This is a genomic window from Aeromonas sp. NJAU223, from assembly GCF_051125555.1.
In the GTDB taxonomy this organism is placed as follows: domain Bacteria; phylum Pseudomonadota; class Gammaproteobacteria; order Enterobacterales; family Aeromonadaceae; genus Aeromonas; species Aeromonas veronii_G.
This window is the reverse complement of sequence record NZ_CP144204.1, coordinates 3,506,224-3,522,459: the sequence shown is the minus strand read 5'-3', so window position 1 is coordinate 3,522,459 and position 16,236 is coordinate 3,506,224. Positions and strand designations below refer to the sequence as shown.

General features: G+C 61.4%; 24 protein-coding genes. 4 read left to right on the top strand and 20 right to left on the bottom strand.

Annotated elements, in window-relative coordinates; all coding sequences use genetic code 11:
• Position 1: 1 nt before the first annotated feature.
• The 8 genes from VZC39_RS16065 to VZC39_RS16030 form a co-directional block, all read right to left on the bottom strand.
• Entirely contained in the window at positions 2–262 is a 261-nt protein-coding gene (locus VZC39_RS16065; RefSeq protein WP_319864206.1) for a hypothetical protein, read from the bottom strand.
• A gap of 1 nt (position 263) precedes the next feature.
• Positions 264–626, bottom strand: coding sequence for a putative holin (locus VZC39_RS16060; protein WP_041214915.1), 363 nt, complete (start codon positions 624–626; stop codon positions 264–266).
• 9 nt (positions 627–635) lie between these two features.
• Complete coding sequence (locus VZC39_RS16055; protein ID WP_434663863.1) at positions 636–866, bottom strand: TraR/DksA C4-type zinc finger protein; 231 nt, start codon at positions 864–866, stop codon at positions 636–638.
• Positions 867–868: 2 nt separating this feature from the next.
• A complete protein-coding gene (locus tag VZC39_RS16050; protein WP_139737920.1) occupies positions 869–1,072 on the bottom strand; it encodes a tail protein X in 204 nt (67 codons plus the stop codon).
• On the bottom strand, positions 1,072–1,542 hold the full coding sequence (locus VZC39_RS16045) for a head completion/stabilization protein (protein WP_408794470.1): 471 nt from the start codon (positions 1,540–1,542) through the stop codon (positions 1,072–1,074). The genes VZC39_RS16050 and VZC39_RS16045 overlap by 1 nt, the downstream gene beginning before the upstream one ends.
• A gap of 97 nt (positions 1,543–1,639) precedes the next feature.
• A complete protein-coding gene (gene gpM / locus VZC39_RS16040) occupies positions 1,640–2,323 on the bottom strand; it encodes a phage terminase small subunit (protein ID WP_434663860.1) in 684 nt (227 codons plus the stop codon).
• A gap of 9 nt (positions 2,324–2,332) precedes the next feature.
• Positions 2,333–3,385 carry a phage major capsid protein, P2 family gene (locus VZC39_RS16035; protein ID WP_323888169.1) on the bottom strand — a complete coding sequence of 351 codons (1,053 nt, stop codon included), beginning with the start codon at positions 3,383–3,385 and terminating at the stop codon, positions 2,333–2,335.
• Positions 3,386–3,396: 11 nt separating this feature from the next.
• Positions 3,397–4,218: a GPO family capsid scaffolding protein gene (locus tag VZC39_RS16030; RefSeq protein WP_434663857.1), complete on the bottom strand. Its 822-nt coding sequence runs from the start codon at positions 4,216–4,218 to the stop codon at positions 3,397–3,399.
• A 197-nt stretch (positions 4,219–4,415) separates the two neighbouring features.
• On the opposite strand from VZC39_RS16030, the gene VZC39_RS16025 reads away from it, so the two are divergent.
• The 4 genes from VZC39_RS16025 (at position 4,416) to umuC (ending at position 9,354) form a co-directional block, all read left to right on the top strand.
• Positions 4,416–6,134 (top strand): terminase ATPase subunit family protein, encoded by a 1,719-nt coding sequence (locus VZC39_RS16025; RefSeq protein WP_434663855.1) that lies wholly within the window; start codon positions 4,416–4,418, stop codon positions 6,132–6,134.
• The gene (locus VZC39_RS16020) at positions 6,131–7,192 is read left to right on the top strand and encodes a phage portal protein (RefSeq protein ID WP_434663853.1); all 1,062 of its coding nucleotides are present in this window, start codon (positions 6,131–6,133) and stop codon (positions 7,190–7,192) included. Before VZC39_RS16025 ends, VZC39_RS16020 begins: the two co-directional genes overlap by 4 nt.
• Positions 7,193–7,654: 462 nt before the next feature.
• Positions 7,655–8,077, top strand: a complete 423-nt coding sequence (gene umuD / locus VZC39_RS16015; protein ID WP_060389713.1) for a translesion error-prone DNA polymerase V autoproteolytic subunit — start codon at positions 7,655–7,657, stop codon at positions 8,075–8,077.
• The gene (gene umuC / locus VZC39_RS16010; protein WP_434663849.1) at positions 8,074–9,354 is read left to right on the top strand and encodes a translesion error-prone DNA polymerase V subunit UmuC; all 1,281 of its coding nucleotides are present in this window, start codon (positions 8,074–8,076) and stop codon (positions 9,352–9,354) included. The genes umuD and umuC overlap by 4 nt, the downstream gene beginning before the upstream one ends.
• Before the next feature lie 10 nt (positions 9,355–9,364).
• Here umuC and VZC39_RS16005 read toward each other — a convergent pair whose 3' ends face one another.
• The 12 genes from VZC39_RS16005 to VZC39_RS15950 all read right to left on the bottom strand — a co-directional run bounded on the left by VZC39_RS16005 (position 9,365) and on the right by VZC39_RS15950 (position 16,187).
• Positions 9,365–9,538, bottom strand: a complete 174-nt coding sequence (locus tag VZC39_RS16005) for a hypothetical protein (RefSeq protein ID WP_323951160.1) — start codon at positions 9,536–9,538, stop codon at positions 9,365–9,367.
• A gap of 624 nt (positions 9,539–10,162) precedes the next feature.
• Positions 10,163–10,354, bottom strand: a complete 192-nt coding sequence (locus VZC39_RS16000; RefSeq protein WP_048209119.1) for a DUF3283 family protein — start codon at positions 10,352–10,354, stop codon at positions 10,163–10,165.
• Between the two features lie 467 nt (positions 10,355–10,821).
• A complete protein-coding gene (locus VZC39_RS15995) occupies positions 10,822–11,172 on the bottom strand; it encodes a hypothetical protein (RefSeq protein ID WP_434663847.1) in 351 nt (116 codons plus the stop codon).
• Complete coding sequence (locus VZC39_RS15990; protein WP_434663844.1) at positions 11,169–11,408, bottom strand: DUF3850 domain-containing protein; 240 nt, start codon at positions 11,406–11,408, stop codon at positions 11,169–11,171. The genes VZC39_RS15995 and VZC39_RS15990 overlap by 4 nt, the downstream gene beginning before the upstream one ends.
• Complete coding sequence (locus VZC39_RS15985) at positions 11,393–11,890, bottom strand: hypothetical protein (RefSeq protein WP_434663841.1); 498 nt, start codon at positions 11,888–11,890, stop codon at positions 11,393–11,395. Before VZC39_RS15985 ends, VZC39_RS15990 begins: the two co-directional genes overlap by 16 nt.
• 10 nt (positions 11,891–11,900) lie before the next feature.
• The gene (locus VZC39_RS15980; protein ID WP_434663838.1) at positions 11,901–14,312 is read right to left on the bottom strand and encodes a replication endonuclease; all 2,412 of its coding nucleotides are present in this window, start codon (positions 14,310–14,312) and stop codon (positions 11,901–11,903) included.
• Entirely contained in the window at positions 14,309–14,749 is a 441-nt protein-coding gene (locus VZC39_RS15975) for a hypothetical protein (RefSeq protein ID WP_434663836.1), read from the bottom strand. The genes VZC39_RS15980 and VZC39_RS15975 overlap by 4 nt, the downstream gene beginning before the upstream one ends.
• Positions 14,749–14,955, bottom strand: coding sequence for a hypothetical protein (locus tag VZC39_RS15970; RefSeq protein WP_223944128.1), 207 nt, complete (start codon positions 14,953–14,955; stop codon positions 14,749–14,751). Before VZC39_RS15970 ends, VZC39_RS15975 begins: the two co-directional genes overlap by 1 nt.
• Positions 14,952–15,269, bottom strand: a complete 318-nt coding sequence (locus VZC39_RS15965) for a hypothetical protein (RefSeq protein WP_434663834.1) — start codon at positions 15,267–15,269, stop codon at positions 14,952–14,954. Before VZC39_RS15965 ends, VZC39_RS15970 begins: the two co-directional genes overlap by 4 nt.
• Positions 15,266–15,556, bottom strand: coding sequence for a hypothetical protein (locus VZC39_RS15960; protein ID WP_434663831.1), 291 nt, complete (start codon positions 15,554–15,556; stop codon positions 15,266–15,268). Before VZC39_RS15960 ends, VZC39_RS15965 begins: the two co-directional genes overlap by 4 nt.
• Entirely contained in the window at positions 15,553–15,729 is a 177-nt protein-coding gene (locus VZC39_RS15955) for a hypothetical protein (RefSeq protein WP_202605904.1), read from the bottom strand. Before VZC39_RS15955 ends, VZC39_RS15960 begins: the two co-directional genes overlap by 4 nt.
• Positions 15,726–16,187 carry a hypothetical protein gene (locus VZC39_RS15950; protein WP_434663828.1) on the bottom strand — a complete coding sequence of 154 codons (462 nt, stop codon included), beginning with the start codon at positions 16,185–16,187 and terminating at the stop codon, positions 15,726–15,728. The genes VZC39_RS15955 and VZC39_RS15950 overlap by 4 nt, the downstream gene beginning before the upstream one ends.
• Between the last annotated feature and the right edge of the window lie 49 nt (positions 16,188–16,236).

The following is a 16,236-nucleotide window of genomic DNA, read 5'->3' as shown; positions in this document are numbered from 1 at the left end:
GTCAGCCCCCGTTGAGGGCTTGGCGCTTGCGCCACGCCCATTTAATGGTGGTGATGATTGCCAGCAGCAGCCCCAGCAGGGCGGTGGCAGCAGCCACATTTACTGATGTCGCAACAAGGCACAGTGGTTTTTGGCTGACAAACTCCACGGTCATCAATCCCAGGCAGGCAAAAACAATCATCAGACCTGTTTTGATGGATTCCTTGATGAGTTTTTCAACCAACCCGACCAGATAACTCGCGTGTTCTTGCAGTTGGTTCATGTCAGCCCCCTTTGCGGAGTTTGAGTAGGTCTTCCGGCGTTTTGCGCAGGATCCACTGCAACAGGTGGACGGCCAGCGCCGAGGCGAGCATTGCGCCGACGGCCCTGGGGACCTCGACGCTGAGTGGCAGTACGCTGGCCAGCATGGCGGCAACCAGCGGCGCCGCCAGCGCGCCCGCCACGAAGGCGGCAACGAACAGGCCCGCTTTGCGCAGGTTGCCCAGCTCGGCGGTGGTGGCGATGAACACCAGCGCCCCGGCGAATGCACCGAGCAGGACGCCTGGGTCTACGCCCGGGAAGAGGGACAGCAACGCCAAGGCGCTCAGGGTGCTGGTTGCTGCACTGGATGAAATGGGTTCTGGCATCGTGCTCTCCTATCGTTTGCCGCCGTAGTGGCGAGCGGTTTGAAATTCGTAGATGGTCTGGCACTCGGCGCAGCGTTCGCAGCCCCGGATCGCTTCACGGCGCGCCTGCGGGATGGTGTTGTCGCAGTCGATGCAGTAGTGCGGGCCAGTGCCACTGATGCGGGCGGCGTGGATGCGGGCAGCGAGTTGCTGCTCGCTGATGTCGGCCAGTCGTTCGAGTTCGTCGTCGAGGCGGCTCATGGTCATTCCCATAGCTGGATCAGCGGCTGCTCGGCCTGGGTGGGGGCCGCTGGCATTGTGATGAGGGTTCCGGTCGGGAGGATGGGGCCGAGCGCGGCCAAACCGGGGTTGAGTGCGAGCACCTGCTCGGTGATGCCTGCGGTGTAGCCGTAGTGCCGGAACAGGATGAGGTCGAGGGTGTCACCCTGTTGGCTGCGCAGCTCCATCAGATGAGCGCCACGGTGATGTGGGTGGTACCGAGGATGTCGCGAATGGCAAAGCGGGCGTCGCGGTAGAGGTCGTCAGAGCTGATGATTTTGGCATCGGCCCCTTTGACGCCATCACCGGTGGCGCTGTAGTCGGTGTAACGCTCTAGCAGGTTGGCGCGGGTCATGGCATAGACGGCGCGCCGGTAGCTGTGCAGGTGCGCCGATTCGCCATTGATGACCTCGCCCGGTACGGCGGCTAGGGTGGTTACCCCCTCTGCCTCACGGGCGCGGCGCCAGTCAGCCAGATCCCGGTTGACGCTGGTGATGGCGTCGATGACGGCATGCTTGAGGCGGGCCGTGGTGACGGTGCCATCGAGCCGGACGGTGTCGCGCAGGTCAGGCAGCGAGATCGCCGGCCAGAAGGGGCTGGAGTCTATCTCCCCTTCGGCTGGCGACGTGGTGGCATTGGCAATGAATCCGGTGCTCATGGTGTTCCTTTTCCGCTTGTTGGGCGGTGGTCGGGCCGTCTGGTATGCGAAACGCATTCGTCAGGCCCGAGCCGCCCAGGGTGCGGGGTTCGCTCGGTTAGCTGCCGCCGCCGGTGGCGTCGGGCTGCTGTTCTTTTTTCAGTTCACGCTCGAGCACTTCGAGCTCTTTCTTGATGCCCACCTTGTCGTGCAGTTCGATGGCGCGGCGGTAGCGCTGGGCGGCCTCTTCCTTGAACCCTTCGGCCAGTGCTGCGCGGCCCACGGCCTTGTGCAGCTTGGCGCGCACCTGGTCGAAGATGTCGCAGTGGGTCAGCAGCTCGAGGTAAGCGCACAGCAGGCCATAACTGGGGCCCGCGCCTGCCTCTTGCAGCTTGATGCCGGTGTCGGCGACCTCTTCGGCGATCAGGGTGGCGGCGGTGCGCTCGTAGCGATCCGGGGTGCTGAGACCGTGGCGGATCACGTAATCGGCCATGTTGAAGGCACCTTCGAGATCGCCGGTGTCGAGAGTCCAGAGCATGACAGTGACGAGGACGTCATCTTGTCCGCCCCGGTCGGCGGCCAGCAGGCCATCAATCCACGGCTTGTAGACGCCCAGCATGGTGCGCTTGGCGTCGATCTTGCGCTCGATGCTCTGGATGCCTTTGAGGGTGCGGCGGTGTTCGGCCAGCTGCATCAGCTGCAGCTCGTAGGCGTTGGCGCGCATCTGGTCGAACTGGGGATTGGCCGCCCCTTGCAGGGCGGCCAGTTTGCGTTCGCGGTTGCGACGGGCAGGTGATGTCATGTCGCCCCCTTAACCGCCAGCGGCCGGTTTCGGCCCGATGACGATGTTTTCAATCAGGGCGACGCAGTCGTAATCCTCGACCACATAGGCGTCGTTGGAGCTTTCGTAGTTGACGATGCGGTCACGCTGCGGTTCTTCCTGGATATGACGGCGGCGGGCGCCTTCCTGCCAGTAGATGGACAGATTTTCCAGCGAAGTTATGAGCATGGAGTCTTCGGGGAAGAAGGGGACCCGCACGGCCTTGAGCCCGCCGATCTGTTTCTGGCTGACCAGCACCTGGCCAGCCAGCTTTTCCTGGTTGTTGTCGGCGTTGTTGATGATGGGGAAGTATTTGTCGGCCAGCAGCTTGCGACCGCAGATGACAACCAGTTCGGTGTCATCCTGATGCCAGGGGGCAATAGACTCGCTTACGGCATCGAACACCAGGGCGTCGAGGTTGTGGTAGTCGCCTTCTTTGGCGTCGTCCTCCCCCTTCGGCTGGTAGATGTAGATATGGCCGGAACCTTCTTCCCCTTCATCCATCACTTTGGCCGGGGCATCCTCACGGATGTGTTGCAGCCAGCCCTTGTTCACATCTTGCAGCAGCGGGTTGGCGGTGCGGTTGGTGCTCGGCGCCACGCTGGTACCGTGCCAGCCGATCATGATCCGGTCCAGCCCTTGGCGTTTGAGGATGGCGTCGCGAATGCGAGTCTGGAAGTCGGGGAATTTGGCCCAGATGTCCAGCTTGTTGTAACCCAGACTGGTGTCGTAGTTGGTCTTTGCGCACTCGTAGTCTTGCGGATAGAGGGCGCTCGGGTCGTTAGGTTCTCGGGCATTGCTGCTGGTATCGGTGCGGCCTGCGATGGTGTTGCCGATACCGATACCCACTTTCTGCCCCTTCATCTCAGGTACCGGGATGACTTGGATCATTTCCAAGAACTTCACCGACTCCTGCATCTTGGTTTCCAGGGTCTGCTGGACGCTCGGCTGCACGTTGAACTGCACCATGGCGTTGGAGATGGCGTTGAGTTTGGCCACCTGGCCGGTGAACTCGTTGAACTTCTGGCGGGTTTCGTTACGCATGTATGGGGTCCTTAGCAGTCAGTTTGAATGGAGGTGCCATCGCTACCGGTGGCCGGCTGGCGCTTGTGGCTGAAATCTTCCTGGTCCTCCAGCTTGGCGGTGAGGTCGGCCAGCGCCTTGGCGGTGGCATCCTGCTTGCTGGTCAGCTCGGTGATGGTCTGGGCCTGGTCGGTGAACTTCTTCTGCATGTCGGCATCGAGGCTGGTCACTTCTTTCGCAACGGTCTCGACGGCCTGGTGCACATCGCTTAAATCGGCGGTGGATTGCTTCTTGTGGGTGGAGAACAGCGCGGTGACCCGTTCCAGCAGACCTGGGCCTTTTTCACCTTCATCCTCGAGTTCGATGACAGTTTCCAAGGCTTCGGTGAACAGGCATTCCGGATGGTATTTGCGGTAGGCCAGCGGATTGACCGTGGCCTTGCTGCAGAACTGCAGCATCTCAGTGCCGAGGCTGGCCGGGCTGTCGGTGACGGCCAGCCCCATCATGTAGGCACCCTTTTCGTTCAGGTTGGGGTGGATCTCGACCGAGGTGTACACCTTCTGGCGCTTCTTGTTCAGTTCGATCAACTCCGGGGTCGGGTCAATCTGCACGAACAGGGCCAGGCGTTTCTCGCCCTCGATGGTGACCTCTTCTGTCTTGGCGGCGGTGATGTCGCCGTACATCTTGAACAGGCCGTTGGGGTCAATCCCCCGGATGTGCTCCATATTGACCCGGGCGCCGTAGGTCGACTGGTTGTAGCGCTGGGCCATCTGCTCAAGCCATTCGCGGGTGATGGCGCGGCCATCGGTTGTGCCCCCTTCTACGGCAACACGGAAAAATTTGGACTTTGCCATGGGTTGGGATCCCTTTGGTGATTGGGTGGTGATGTCGCGGTTATGGTCTGGGTGACAGGCGGGATCGTGCAATCGGCGGCCAGTGTGTACGGCGCTGGCACACTGGCGCGGGGGCGTTTTGGGCGGTAGCGACTGGGTAGACTGGCGCCATGACAGCACCCTTACTCTTCCCCCATATCGAACCCAGACGGCAGGCCATGCACCTGTTCTTCCAGGGCTATCCGCTCCGCGCCATTGCTGAATTGCTGCAGACGCCGGAGGGGACTATCTCGACCTGGAAGAAGCGCGACGGCTGGGATGACATCAAACCCATTGACCGGGTCGACTTCGCCATCGAGGCGCGGATGTGCCAGCTGATCGCCAAGGACGTGAAAACCGGCGGCGACCTCAAGGAGATTGACCTGCTGGGCAGGCAGTTGGAGCGGATCGCCCGGGTCAACAAATACAGCAACGGAGGCAATGAGGCCGACCTCAACCCCAAGGTGGCGAACCGCAACAAGGGGCCGAAGAAGGCGCCGGTTCGCAACAATTTTGATGAGGCTCAGCTCGAGAAGCTGGGCGAGCTGTTCCACGGCAATATGTTTGGCTATCAGAAGGTCTGGTATCAGGCTGGTTTGCAGCACACGGAGCGCAACCTGCTCAAGAGCCGCCAGATCGGCGCCACGTTCTACTTTGCACGGGAGGCGTTGATTGATGCGCTGACCACTGGTCGCAATCAGATTTTCTTGTCAGCCAGTAAGGCGCAGGCCCATCAGTTCAAGCAGTACATTCTGGCTTTTGCTCAGGAGGTCGGGGTTGAGCTCAAGGGGGATCCCATTACGCTCGGCAACGGCGCCATTCTCTATTTCCTCGGGACCAACTCCCGCACCGCCCAGAGTTATCACGGCAATCTCTACATCGATGAATACTTTTGGATCCCCAAGTTTCAGGAGCTCTACAAGGTTTCCAGCGGCATGGCGATGCAAAAGTTTTGGCGGCTGACCTACTTCTCGACGCCTTCAAGCCTTTCGCACGATGCCTACCCGTTCTGGTCTGGTGCGATGTTCAACAAGGGACGGCCGAAGAACGAGCACATAAAGTTCGACGTTGACCATGCGGCTTTGCATGGTGGGCGGCTGTGCGGTGATGGCCAGTGGCGGCAGATCGTTACGGTTGAGGATGCCGTGCGTGGTGGCTGCGACCTGTTCGACCTTGACCGGCTGCGGCGGCGTTACTCCCCTGATGACTATAACCAGCTGTTGATGTGTCAGTTCGCTGATGACACTGACAGCGTATTCCCGCTCGCCATGCTGCAGCGCTGCATGGTCGATAGCTGGGAGGTGTGGGAGGACTACAAGCCTCACGCAATGCGCCCGCTCGGTCATCGGCCTGTATGGATCGGCTATGACCCGGCCAAGGGCGGGCAGGGTGATAGCGCGGGTTGCGCCGTGCTGGCTCCGCCGGCGGTACCGGGCGGCAAGTTCCGAGTGCTGGAGCGCCACCGCTGGAGCGGTATGGACTTCGACGCCCAAGCGCGGGCCATCAAGGCCATGTGCGAGCGTTACAACGTCGGGTACATCGGCATTGACACCACCGGGATCGGGGAGGGTGTTTACCAGTTGGTGAAGCAGTTCTACCCAGCGGTGACTCCCATCCAGTACAACCCGAGTGTGAAAATCCAGATGGTGATGAAGGCCCAGGATGTGATGAACAAGGGGCGGCTGGAATTTGACTGCGGGATGACCGATCTGGCCCAGGCCTTCATGAGCATCCGCCGCTCTGTGACTGCTGGCGGCAAGATGCCGACCTTTGAGGCCAGCCGGTCAGAGGAAACCAGCCACGCCGACATTGCCTGGGCCACGATGCAGGCCCTGTTACATGAACCGCTGGCAGGTGCCACCGGTGCCAATACCAGCATGATGGAGATTTTCGCATGAGAAAGCGCCGCCCACAGCGCCATACCTCGCCGATGACGGCGACCCAGAAACCCGGCGCGGCCATCGAGGCGTTCAGCTTTGGCGAGCCGGTGCCCGTCTTATCGCAACGGGAGGTGTTCGACTACCTGGAGGCCATGCACAATGGCCGCTGGTACGAGCCGCCCCTCTCCCTCAATGGGCTGTCTCGGGTCTATCGGGCCGGGGTGCATCACGCCTCGGCCATCCAGGTGAAGCGCAATATCCTGCGCTCCTGTTTCATCCCGCATCCGAAACTGAGTTTGGCCGCCTTCACCGGGTTGGCGCTGGACTATCTGATCTTCGGCAACGGCTATCTGCAGGCGGTGCAGAACCGGCTCGGCGGGGTGCTGCGCTATGACCACCTGCGGGCTAAATACACCCGGCGGGCTCTGGACTTGGACACCTATTGGTGGATTGCCCAGCCCGGGCAGGAGCAGGCGCTGCCGTCCGGGCGGGTGGGCCATGTGATGGAGAGCGACATCAACCAGGAGATTTACGGCATCCCCGACTATGTCGGCGGGCTCAATTCCACCCTGCTCAACGAGTCGGCTACCCTGTTTCGCCGCAAGTATTACGAGAACGGCTCCCACGCCGGGTTCATCATGCACATCACCGACGCAGTGCAGAACGAGGGCGACATTGCGGCCTTGCGTGAGGCGCTGCGCCAGAGCCGGGGGCCCGGCAACTTCCGCAACCTCTTGCTCTACACCCCTAACGGCAGCAAGGACGGGGTGAGGCTGATCCCGGTTGCCGAGGTGGCGGCCAAGGATGATTTTCTCTCCATCAAGAACGTCAGCCGCGACGACCAGTTGGCCACCCACCGGGTACCGCCCCAGCTGATGGGTGTGATGCCGAACAGCACCGGCGGGTTCGGCGATGTGACCAAGGCCGCCCAGGTGTTCGACATCAACGAGATCGACAGCATCAAGGCCAGTCTGCTGGCGCTCAATGACTGGGCAGGTGAGGAGGTGATCCGGTTCAACCCCTACAAGCTGGCCGCCGGCATCGAGCAGGCCAGCCAAGGCGACATGCTGCGCTGACCCGGCCTGTGCATCCCGACCACCCCGCCACCTGGCGGGGTTTTCTTTTGCCCCTCACATAGCCGCATCAGCGGCCCGCTGCTGCATCACCGATGCTGGCTATCCTTGCACCCTCGCAGATCCTTTCACGCGCATCCTGAGCGGCTGGCGCAGCCTGCCGCCCCTCTGCCAGCACCGCTGGCGCGCAATCGGGACCCCGCCTCGCCTGCCCGCTTTATGTGTGGAAAATCATGCAGGTGAACGACAGGGGGCGGGGAATGGCTCCCCGCGCCAGCGCTGGCCGCGCGGGTGATAACGGATCCTTTTTGCGATCCTTCACTTTCCGTCAGATCCTTTCACTCAATCGCTATTGTGGGCTGTGTGAAAAAATACGGTAGCTCGGGAGCCAAACGCCGAACGGTGATCGGATTTTGGCACCTTGCTACACTGGTTATCCATACAGTGTTTTGTGAGATTGCCCACATGTTTGCTCAGCCCACTCCCGATGCTCCCTTGTTGGAGTTACCTCTGTTTCTCTCCCCGGTGGCCTGCGGCTTTCCGTCGCCGGCGCAGGACTACACCGAGCAGACCATCGATCTCAACCAGCTGTGTGTGGCGCACCCGGCGGCCACCTACTTCGTGCGGGCGGCCGGTGACAGTATGGTGGACCACGGGATCCGCGATGGCGACTTGCTGGTCGTCGACCGCAGCCGCAAGGCCAGGCACGGTAGCGTGGTGGTCGCCGCGGTGGATGGCGAGTTCACGGTGAAGAAACTGCAGCTTGAGCCTACAGTCGCCTTGCTCCCTGGCAATCGGGCCTATCGCCCCATCCATTTCAACGATGGGCAGGAGCTGGAAATCTTCGGGGTGGTGGCCTTTGTCGTGCACCAGGTGGATAGCCCATGAACAAGCGCTGCGCCGTCGCCCTGGTCGATGTGAACAACTTCTACGCCAGTTGCGAGCGACTGTTTCGCCCAGACCTCAAGGGGCGGCCCATCGTGGTGCTCTCCAACAACGATGGCTGTGTGGTGGCCCGTTCGGCAGAGGCCAAGGCCCTCGGCATCAAGATGGGGGTGCCGTACTTCCAGATCCGCCAATTCTTCGAGGCCATGGGCGGGGTCTGGTTCTCCAGCAACTATGCCCTCTATGGCGACATGTCGAACCGGGTGATGACCATTCTGGAGGGGATGGCCCCGGCGGTGGAGGTCTACAGCATCGACGAGGCCTTCATCGAACTGAGCGAGTCATGGGCGGGCGACCTGGTGGCCTATGGCCGCCAGATTCGCGAGCGGGTGCAGCAGTGGACGGGGCTGACCGTGGGGGTCGGCATCGGCCCCACCAAAACCCTCGCCAAGCTCGCCAACTACGCCGCCAAGAAGTGGCCCGCCACCGGCGGCGTGGTGGATCTGCGGGATGAAGCGCGGCGCGCCCGGCTGATGGCGATCACCCCGGTGGACGAGATATGGGGCATTGGCAGGCGGCTCACCGCCAAGCTGGAGGCCCAGGGCATCAAGACCGTGGCCGACCTGGTCGCCGCTGATCCCAAGGCACTGCGGCGCCGCTATGGCGTGGTGGTCGAGCGCACGGTGCAGGAGCTGCGGGGGATCCCCTGCGCCGAGCTGGAACAAGAGGCCCAGGCCAAGCAGCAGATCATCTGCTCGCGCTCGTTTGGGGAGCGCATCACCCAGATCGGCCCCATGCACCAGGCGCTGGCCGGCTACATGGAGCGGGCCGCCGAGAAGATGCGGGGGGAGGGGATGTGCTGCCGGCACGTGACCCTGTTCATTCGCACCAGCCCGTTCAGCGACCGGGAGCCCTATTACGGCAACCAGGTGAGCACCAAGCTGGCCATGCCCACCCATGACACCCGGGCGCTGCTGGCCCTGATCTCTGAACTCCTCCCCCGTATCTGGCGCGATGAGCAACGATACCAGAAAGGGGGTGTCATGCTGGCCGACTTCACCCCCGCCAACATGCAGCAGGGCGACCTGTTCGCCGCACAGCAGCAATCCACGCGCAGCGATGCGCTGATGCAGGTCATCGACAAGATCAACCAGGGGCGGCTGGGGAAGGTCTACTTCGCGGCTCGCGGTCGGGACACCCGGGAGTGGATGATGAAGCGGGAGCAGTTAAGCCCCCGCTATACCACTGCGCTCGGCGAACTGCCGGTGGTGAAGGCATAGCCAGCATTACTCAGTGGATGGTGTAGGACTTGCGCTGGGCGTCCAGAGCCTTCATGGCCAGCACCACCAGGTGGCGTATGCTTGACTCGACTCGTCCAAGCGGCATAGGGCGATGATCGTCAGTGATTTTACCGGCGATAAAATACAGGTCTTCCAAAATAGCTTCGATGGATGGCTCTTGCATGCATGTACTCCCAACAGAGGTGTGTTAATAATCGCTGACCACTGGATAGTGACCATCGAAAGAATTTTCACGCAGATAAAACGATGCCACCCTCAGCGAAGGGAGCGCGGTTTCTTGTTTGCTTGGGCCGAATCTTATGCGCCAGAAATATTACTGGTCAATGGTCTCAGTGAAATAAAATATTAAATAATCCCTAGGGTCATCTAAACATCGTCGCCATAGGCAAACCACAGTCACGTCTCAGTGTCCTAGCTGGACAATATCCTTGCTGGACAACATCCTAACAAGTCAGTGAAACCGCTCTTCTCGTGTACGTTCGCCCCAGATGAGAGGGGGGTGGAGGCTTGGATTTTAACAACCCATCCAATGGCGTGATGGGCAATGTTTAAATGGGGGCATGCAAGCAATTCACCATCACCAAAATGATATTATTTTAATATTAAAGGGATATGCATTTCATATTAAAAGCATATCTTTTGTATATGTGTTTCATACGTATTTCATATGTTTCCCCCCAGTTATATACCTATTGTGTACCTCCTATGTACATAATAGGTACACAACATCGAATATATTAAAAAGCCCCCTGCATGAGGGGGCTTTTAAACTGATTGGCAGATGGTGTTATGGTCTGGTCCGGTACTTTGCCAATGCCTTGGTGAAGACCTCAAGCTGATGGCCGGTGAAGGCTGAACTGTCCAGCTCCGCCGTGGCCAGCTTGCCGTTGCGTTCCTTCCACACCGCATAGGCAGCCGCTTTGTCGACCTCGATCAGGGCCTTTTCCTCCCGGGGGAGGTCACATAGGTTAAAACTCACTTGGCACCTCTCTTCGTTGGACAGTTATGGTAATCGTTGAAACGTGTCCGGTCACGATTTTGGTTTTAAGAGGTGCCCACCAAGGATTTTAAGACCGGTCACATTGGTGCCTTTCTTAAAACCCGTTGGCTACAGTGCAAGGGTTTTATCTCCCGCTGTCTTCCAGCATGCGCTTTCCCCTTTAAACGCCCCATTGCACCCGACAGGTAAAGGGTGGTTGCAATGCTTACATACCTGCATTTTCAGATTGTCCGCCTGCGACACCCACCGTTCCCAGTCCCGCCGGATCAGGGTACTGATGTACTCGTCGGCAGAATAAGGCTGACCGCTGCCAGCCCGAACAATGCGTAGGTGGTTGAGTTGTTGGCGCTCCCGTTCTGACATCCTAACCTCAACGCGAGTGATGCCTAGGGCTGACTGTCTCGCACGCTGGGCCTGCTTTCGCTCCTTCGCCTCCTTTGGTTTGCTCATACAGCCCTCCTTCTGGCAAACGCCCCCTGTCGCGCCCTGGTGGCCTTCCATACCTGCTGGGGAGCTGGGCCGACAGGCAGCACCCGCTTTGCCTTCTTGGGTGGGGTGATGGTGTCCAGCTCGCCCTGGTAGAAGGGGAACCAGGCATCCTCGAACCGGATGACCCGCTCCATGCGGTCGAGCAGCAGATCGCAGAGATGGCGGTCAGTGGCCGGCATGCTGTCGAGCGTGCTGGTGATAGCGGCACGACCCGCCGATCCCGGCGGGTGTTGCTGGAGGATGGGCCAGAGCTGCTGACAGAGCGGCAGCAGGCGCTCGACGTCGGCGCGGTTGATGATGTCAGTCATACCGCATACTCCTTCATCCCGAACACCACATAGCCCGGCTGTTGGGCATAGTCGGTGACGAAGGTGATCTGGCGTTTGGCACTGCGGCCGGTGTAGCGTTCGCCGTCCCACTCGTTGAGGGTGACGGTGTCACCCTCTTGAAAGCCGCGGTCAGAGTTGTCGCGGATCTCGAACGGCTTGGCGCCGTCCAGTACCGGCTGGAAGTAGCGCGGCAGGATTTTCAGTTCGTGGTGCATGCCTCACCTTCCATCCCTTTCTGCTGTTCGATAGCGACAAGCCCCAACTGCCGCAGCTTCTGTTCTCCCAGGCACTCGAGTCTCAACCAGTCAGCCAAGAAGATGACTTTCTGCTGAGGGAAGAGCTGTTTCATCGTACCCCCCATACCTTTCAATGTGGCCTCCCCGGCTTTCATCAGATCTTCATTCACGGTGGCAAGGACATAGTCCCCAGGAGCCGCCGCCAGCTTTTGCAGGTTCAAGGTATTCATGGCCTCGGCGAGCTGCAGACGCTTGATGATGTCTGCCACCACGGCGGGGTTTGCTGCGGCGATATACTCTGCATCTCGTTGTTTTGCCCCATCAAACAGGATGTTGCCCGGCTTCCCTACCTGAACCCCGAAATACGTTTCGGGTTCAACCATTGGGAACCCCTGGCAGCGCCACGGCCCCGGCGTAGCTTTCTCTGCCAGCGTCAGCAGCTCATTCAGATCAATGCTCATCCCCTTCTCCTCATTCCACGCCCAGGCGCGCCCGCGCCTTGGCAATCTCCGCCTGATGGCGGTCGTTGTCGGCTTGCATGCTCGCGACGCGGGCCTGCTCCTGTTCGGTGGGTTGGTAACTGGCCCGGTCCTCTTCGTCATCCAGCAGGCGAGTGAAGATGGTGATCGCCTCTTCGGCCTGCGCCAGCGGCAGGGCGGCCAGCCATTCGGTGATGTTGCCGCCGGAGTGCATCAGCTCGCGGGCCTGCTGTTTCAGCGTGTTGCTGCTGGCGGCCCGGTTGCTGGCCTGCTCTGCCTCGACCTCGGCGGTCAGCTGGTCGGTCACGGCATCGCCAGCACCCGGCCAGTTGCGGGTCACAATCAGTCGATCGCCGACCAGTCGCACATATTGGCCGTCGGCGTGGATGATGCTGCCGTGCAGCAGCAGGGCGGCGTTGCTTTCATCAAGACCCATTCGGCCCAGCTCTTTAGCCAGAGCGGATCCTTTCACCCCCGATTTGGATCCTTTCGTACAGTTATTGACAGAACTCCGAGGGGGGCGGCTGCCGCCGCCTGACTGCAACTCGCTGCGCTCGCCCACTACAGGCTCGCTCTGCTCGCCCACTACAGGCTCGCTCTGCTCGCCCAAACCCGACCCGGTGACGCCCTTGCGCACTATCTGCCAGCCCTCGGTGCGGGTGATGGCGGTGGTCTGGCCGATGTCGGTGATCACCCCCATCAGGCGCAGCACATCCTCGCCATACTTGTTGGCGGCTTCATCGAGGCGCTTGGAGAGCTTGATCAGATGGTCTTTACGCGGGGTCTCAATGCCGCCCATGACCTCGATAAAGCGGCCCCACATTTTGTTGTCCGCTGCATAGCGGGCTGCTTCCAGGATGCAATCCCACTCGATCACCTCGTCACCCAGTCGGCGCAGCTCGCGCCACACGCTCACAGCAGGGCCGCCTATCTGCTGAAACTGGCGGATACGCCAGCAGCTCGCCCAGGCCGCGACCGCGATGGTGGTGTGGTCGACCGGGGCCTCTGCCTCGTAGTCCATCCCGACCTTGTGGCCGTCGATGTTCTTGGCGATGTACTTGGCGATGTAGCCGGTGGCGCTGCCCTTGGTTGGGTCGATCTCCTTCCAATTCACCCGTGGGTTGATCGCCTTGACCACCGCCGGGCTGCTCACATCGAGCAGCCACTTGATGCGCGGCATCTTGTTGCGGATTTTCATCTCGGCCAGCGCATCGAGCTGGTCGCCGTTGGGCATCTTGAGCTCGGCCCGTTCGGTGGCGGTGAAGTGGTAGGCAAGCAGGGTCAGAAAGTCGCGTTGATGCTCGGGGTTGATAAACAGCAGGCAATGCCAGTGCGGGGTGCCATCGTGGTGCGGTTCCACAACCCGAAAACCGAAGGCCATGATCCCCTCGCGGGCCAGTGCCGCCCGAAAGCGCGCCCACTGCTTGCACAGCAAGCGGTTAGTCTCGGTCGGGCAGGCGCCGTTGAACTTCTCGTTCTGGTAGGTCTTCGCCTTGTCTTTGCTGCCCTGGCGCCAGGCGTGATAGCTGGAGGGGGCGGTCAGTGTGAGGAACAGGCCCAGTTTGCCCTGCTCCTGTGCCATGTCTTCAAAGCCCCGCATGCGCACCATCAGCTCATGACGGCGGATCTCGGGGTTGGCGACCGAGCCCATCACCGCATCGACCAGGTCAATCTCTTGCCCCAGCTCTTCGTTGACGGCGCTCATGCCAGCCATCCAGGCTTGCTGGGCTGCTTTACGCTGGGTGAACTCACGCACGGCGTGCGCACTGGCGTAGGGGCTGACCCCCTTGCGCACCTGGCCGGTGAGGATGGCAATCAGCTCGCAGTAGATAGCCCAGGCGCGGTTGATCTTGCGCAGCCACCACGACTCGTCGAGCAGGCGCACCAGCAGGCTGGCGGCGGCCCCTTCGAACTTGTCCACCTCGTCGGCCAGATCGTCCCGCTCGGCCTGGCTCAGAGGGCGGCCCAGCAGGCGCTCCACCTTGGTGCGCGGGTGAATGGGGAGGGGCGGGCAGAAGTGCCACGCCTTGGCCTGGGCCCCGATATCGGCCAGCAGCTCCGTGGCGGTGCGCTCATGGCCCGCCGCCGCCAGCAGTTGCTGGCAGCGACGGGCCCACTCGGCGGCAACCAACTCGCGGCGCACATCGTTGCGAAGATCAATCACCGGTACCGGAAACCGGCTCTGTGCGGCGGCGCAGGCGTCGACCATGCGGCGCAGCCAGATGTTGGCGGTCTTGGGGTTGGCCGGGTAGCGGCGCAGGAAGGTCGCGGCCAGCGGCTTGGCAACGTGCCACTCAATGCGGGCGAGTTGTTCGGCCGCCCCGGCCATGTTGATGGCATGGTGCCCGACCAGATAGTGCTGGGGCAGCTGTATCCCGTGCAGGTTGGTGATGGAGTCCATCATTGGCACACCCCGCACTTTTCGTTCACATACTCGTTGGGTTGCAGGTACCGGCCGCAGTCGCTGCAGGTCGGTACCATGTCCAGGGTGGCGAGCCGATCAGACCAGCAGGTGGCCTCGCAGAAAAACAGGCTGGTGAGCCGGTTACCGCCCAGGATGACCGGGCGCACATGGCCGAACTCGCCGCAGCAACTGCAGCGCATCGAGGGGCGGGCGTTGGCCGGGACGGTCTTCACCACGGTTTCACTGGCGGCGCGGGCCAGTGGCCAGCAGGTTTCGACGCAGTAGGGGTAAGAGCGGCGACCGTGTCGGCCCGCTACCGGCAGGCAAACCGCCATCTGGCGGCACTTGGTGCAGGGCTCCAGCGTCACGATATTGCTGTTTGCAGGGCGCACGACGCCCAAAGCCGGGGCAAGCCCGGCTGGTTTTTGGTGAGTCATTAGATGGCGCCTCCGATGTATGACTGGCGCAGACGGGCGGCAGATTGGTGCTCACAGCGGCGGGCCGCGCGCACCATGACCAGCAGGGCTTTGATATATCGATGGGGGCGGCAGGGGCGGCGACGGGCATCCAGTAACTCGAGTTGGTATTCCCGGCGGCGCGCTGCGTCGCTCAACATGGCATCGAGCCAGAAGTCGTGGATCATTTGATGGTCTCCCCCAATCCGTGGAGTGGCTCGCACTCGGCCCACCACTCGGCGATCTCTTTGGCCAACGTGACTTCACCGCCACCCAGCGCCAGCCAATACACGGCGCGGATGGCGCCCAGGGCCAGCAACTCCTGGGCGATGTTGCGGTTTCGGCGGGCATCACTGCCCGAGGTGCTGAACTCCTCCTGCGCTGCTTCCCAGTGCTTGGTCAGTGAGCTGACCGGTGCGGGCGGCTGCATATGGGCGGGCCCAGATTCGGCGCCACCCAGCTCGTCGACCGGCGGCTCCAGTTCGAACATGTCGTCAGTCACAGGGAACCTCCGTTGCAACGGCAGATGCCGAACATTTCATAGGTCAGCGGACCCGGCGCGCCCTGCATGGTGATGCCGGTGCGCGCGACTTGAACCCTGTCACCACCCCGAACCCGGATTGTCACAGTGGCGACACCTTCCTCGACGATGACGCCATCGACAGCTTTGAGCTGGGTGGTTCTGGCGCGCTGGATCACCCACTTGAAGGTCACCTTGTCTCCGCAGCGAAAGGCGGCCGGATCCGGCAGGCGGTAGCGCCCGCACTGTTCACATCTCATGTTGCTCATGCGGCGACTCCTTCCAGTACACAGGCGCGGCCGGAGGCCAGGGTTTCGATACGGGCGGCGTGACGCTGGCCTCTGAGCCAGTGACCGCGCACTTTGATGTAGCCATGGCGCACCAGGTAGGCGACGGCATCGGCGGGAGAGGGGGCGATGTGCTTGGCGGTGATGGCGATCATTGGGCACCGCCTTGTTGCTCGCTGGCAAAGAGGGGTTGGAACCATGTTTTCGACGCTTTCTCAAAAGCGCGGCGCCCATCAGCTCGGCCTTGCTCATACATGCCCTGTTCGATGCCAGGGAACTGTTTGATGGGATGGACGGCCGCCTCAGTCCAGCCACGATTAAACCCTTGCGTGTAGGCTGACCCATTTTGGTTTTCGTGGTGGCCTGCGAGCAGGTGCGGTTTGGTTGCAGCCATATCCAACACCGGCGGCCGCTGGCCACCCTGCAGGATCTCGAGGCGCTTGGTCAGCTCGGCGTAGATGTCGAGCAGGGCCAACTCGTCGGCCAGTTCGGCCAGCGCCTCAAGGCTCGCCTCGATGGCGAGGCTGTGACATGCCCCGAGCTGGGGGCGATGGGTATTAATGAGGCTGTTCGCGACTTTGCGGGTCGCCTGTTCTGCTGTAAGATTGTTCATGAGGTTTTCCTCGCTGATTGATTGAAAGCCCCGCTGGTGCGCCAACACC

Excerpts from the sequence above, each read along its gene's own strand:
- VZC39_RS15950 (WP_434663828.1), bottom strand. The coding sequence starts at position 16,187 with ATGAACAATCTTACAGCAGAACAGGCGACCCGCAAAGTCGCGAACAGC.
- VZC39_RS15990 (WP_434663844.1), bottom strand. The coding sequence starts at position 11,408 with ATGCACCACGAACTGAAAATCCTGCCGCGCTACTTCCAGCCGGTACTG.
- VZC39_RS16030 (WP_434663857.1), bottom strand. The coding sequence starts at position 4,218 with ATGGCAAAGTCCAAATTTTTCCGTGTTGCCGTAGAAGGGGGCACAACC.
- VZC39_RS16045 (WP_408794470.1), bottom strand. The coding sequence starts at position 1,542 with ATGAGCACCGGATTCATTGCCAATGCCACCACGTCGCCAGCCGAAGGG.
- VZC39_RS16050 (WP_139737920.1), bottom strand. The coding sequence starts at position 1,072 with ATGGAGCTGCGCAGCCAACAGGGTGACACCCTCGACCTCATCCTGTTC.
- gpM (WP_434663860.1), bottom strand. The coding sequence starts at position 2,323 with ATGACATCACCTGCCCGTCGCAACCGCGAACGCAAACTGGCCGCCCTG.
- VZC39_RS15960 (WP_434663831.1), bottom strand. The coding sequence starts at position 15,556 with ATGAGCAACATGAGATGTGAACAGTGCGGGCGCTACCGCCTGCCGGAT.
- VZC39_RS16065 (WP_319864206.1), bottom strand. The coding sequence starts at position 262 with ATGAACCAACTGCAAGAACACGCGAGTTATCTGGTCGGGTTGGTTGAA.
- VZC39_RS15970 (WP_223944128.1), bottom strand. The coding sequence starts at position 14,955 with ATGATCCACGACTTCTGGCTCGATGCCATGTTGAGCGACGCAGCGCGC.
- VZC39_RS16060 (WP_041214915.1), bottom strand. The coding sequence starts at position 626 with ATGCCAGAACCCATTTCATCCAGTGCAGCAACCAGCACCCTGAGCGCC.
- VZC39_RS16035 (WP_323888169.1), bottom strand. The coding sequence starts at position 3,385 with ATGCGTAACGAAACCCGCCAGAAGTTCAACGAGTTCACCGGCCAGGTG.
- VZC39_RS16025 (WP_434663855.1), top strand. The coding sequence starts at position 4,416 with ATGCACCTGTTCTTCCAGGGCTATCCGCTCCGCGCCATTGCTGAATTG.
- VZC39_RS16005 (WP_323951160.1), bottom strand. The coding sequence starts at position 9,538 with ATGCAAGAGCCATCCATCGAAGCTATTTTGGAAGACCTGTATTTTATC.
- VZC39_RS15975 (WP_434663836.1), bottom strand. The coding sequence starts at position 14,749 with ATGACTCACCAAAAACCAGCCGGGCTTGCCCCGGCTTTGGGCGTCGTG.
- VZC39_RS15980 (WP_434663838.1), bottom strand. The coding sequence starts at position 14,312 with ATGATGGACTCCATCACCAACCTGCACGGGATACAGCTGCCCCAGCAC.
- VZC39_RS15985 (WP_434663841.1), bottom strand. The coding sequence starts at position 11,890 with ATGAGCATTGATCTGAATGAGCTGCTGACGCTGGCAGAGAAAGCTACG.
- umuD (WP_060389713.1), top strand. The coding sequence starts at position 7,655 with ATGTTTGCTCAGCCCACTCCCGATGCTCCCTTGTTGGAGTTACCTCTG.
- umuC (WP_434663849.1), top strand. The coding sequence starts at position 8,074 with ATGAACAAGCGCTGCGCCGTCGCCCTGGTCGATGTGAACAACTTCTAC.
- VZC39_RS15955 (WP_202605904.1), bottom strand. The coding sequence starts at position 15,729 with ATGATCGCCATCACCGCCAAGCACATCGCCCCCTCTCCCGCCGATGCC.
- VZC39_RS16020 (WP_434663853.1), top strand. The coding sequence starts at position 6,131 with ATGAGAAAGCGCCGCCCACAGCGCCATACCTCGCCGATGACGGCGACC.
- VZC39_RS15995 (WP_434663847.1), bottom strand. The coding sequence starts at position 11,172 with ATGACTGACATCATCAACCGCGCCGACGTCGAGCGCCTGCTGCCGCTC.
- VZC39_RS16055 (WP_434663863.1), bottom strand. The coding sequence starts at position 866 with ATGAGCCGCCTCGACGACGAACTCGAACGACTGGCCGACATCAGCGAG.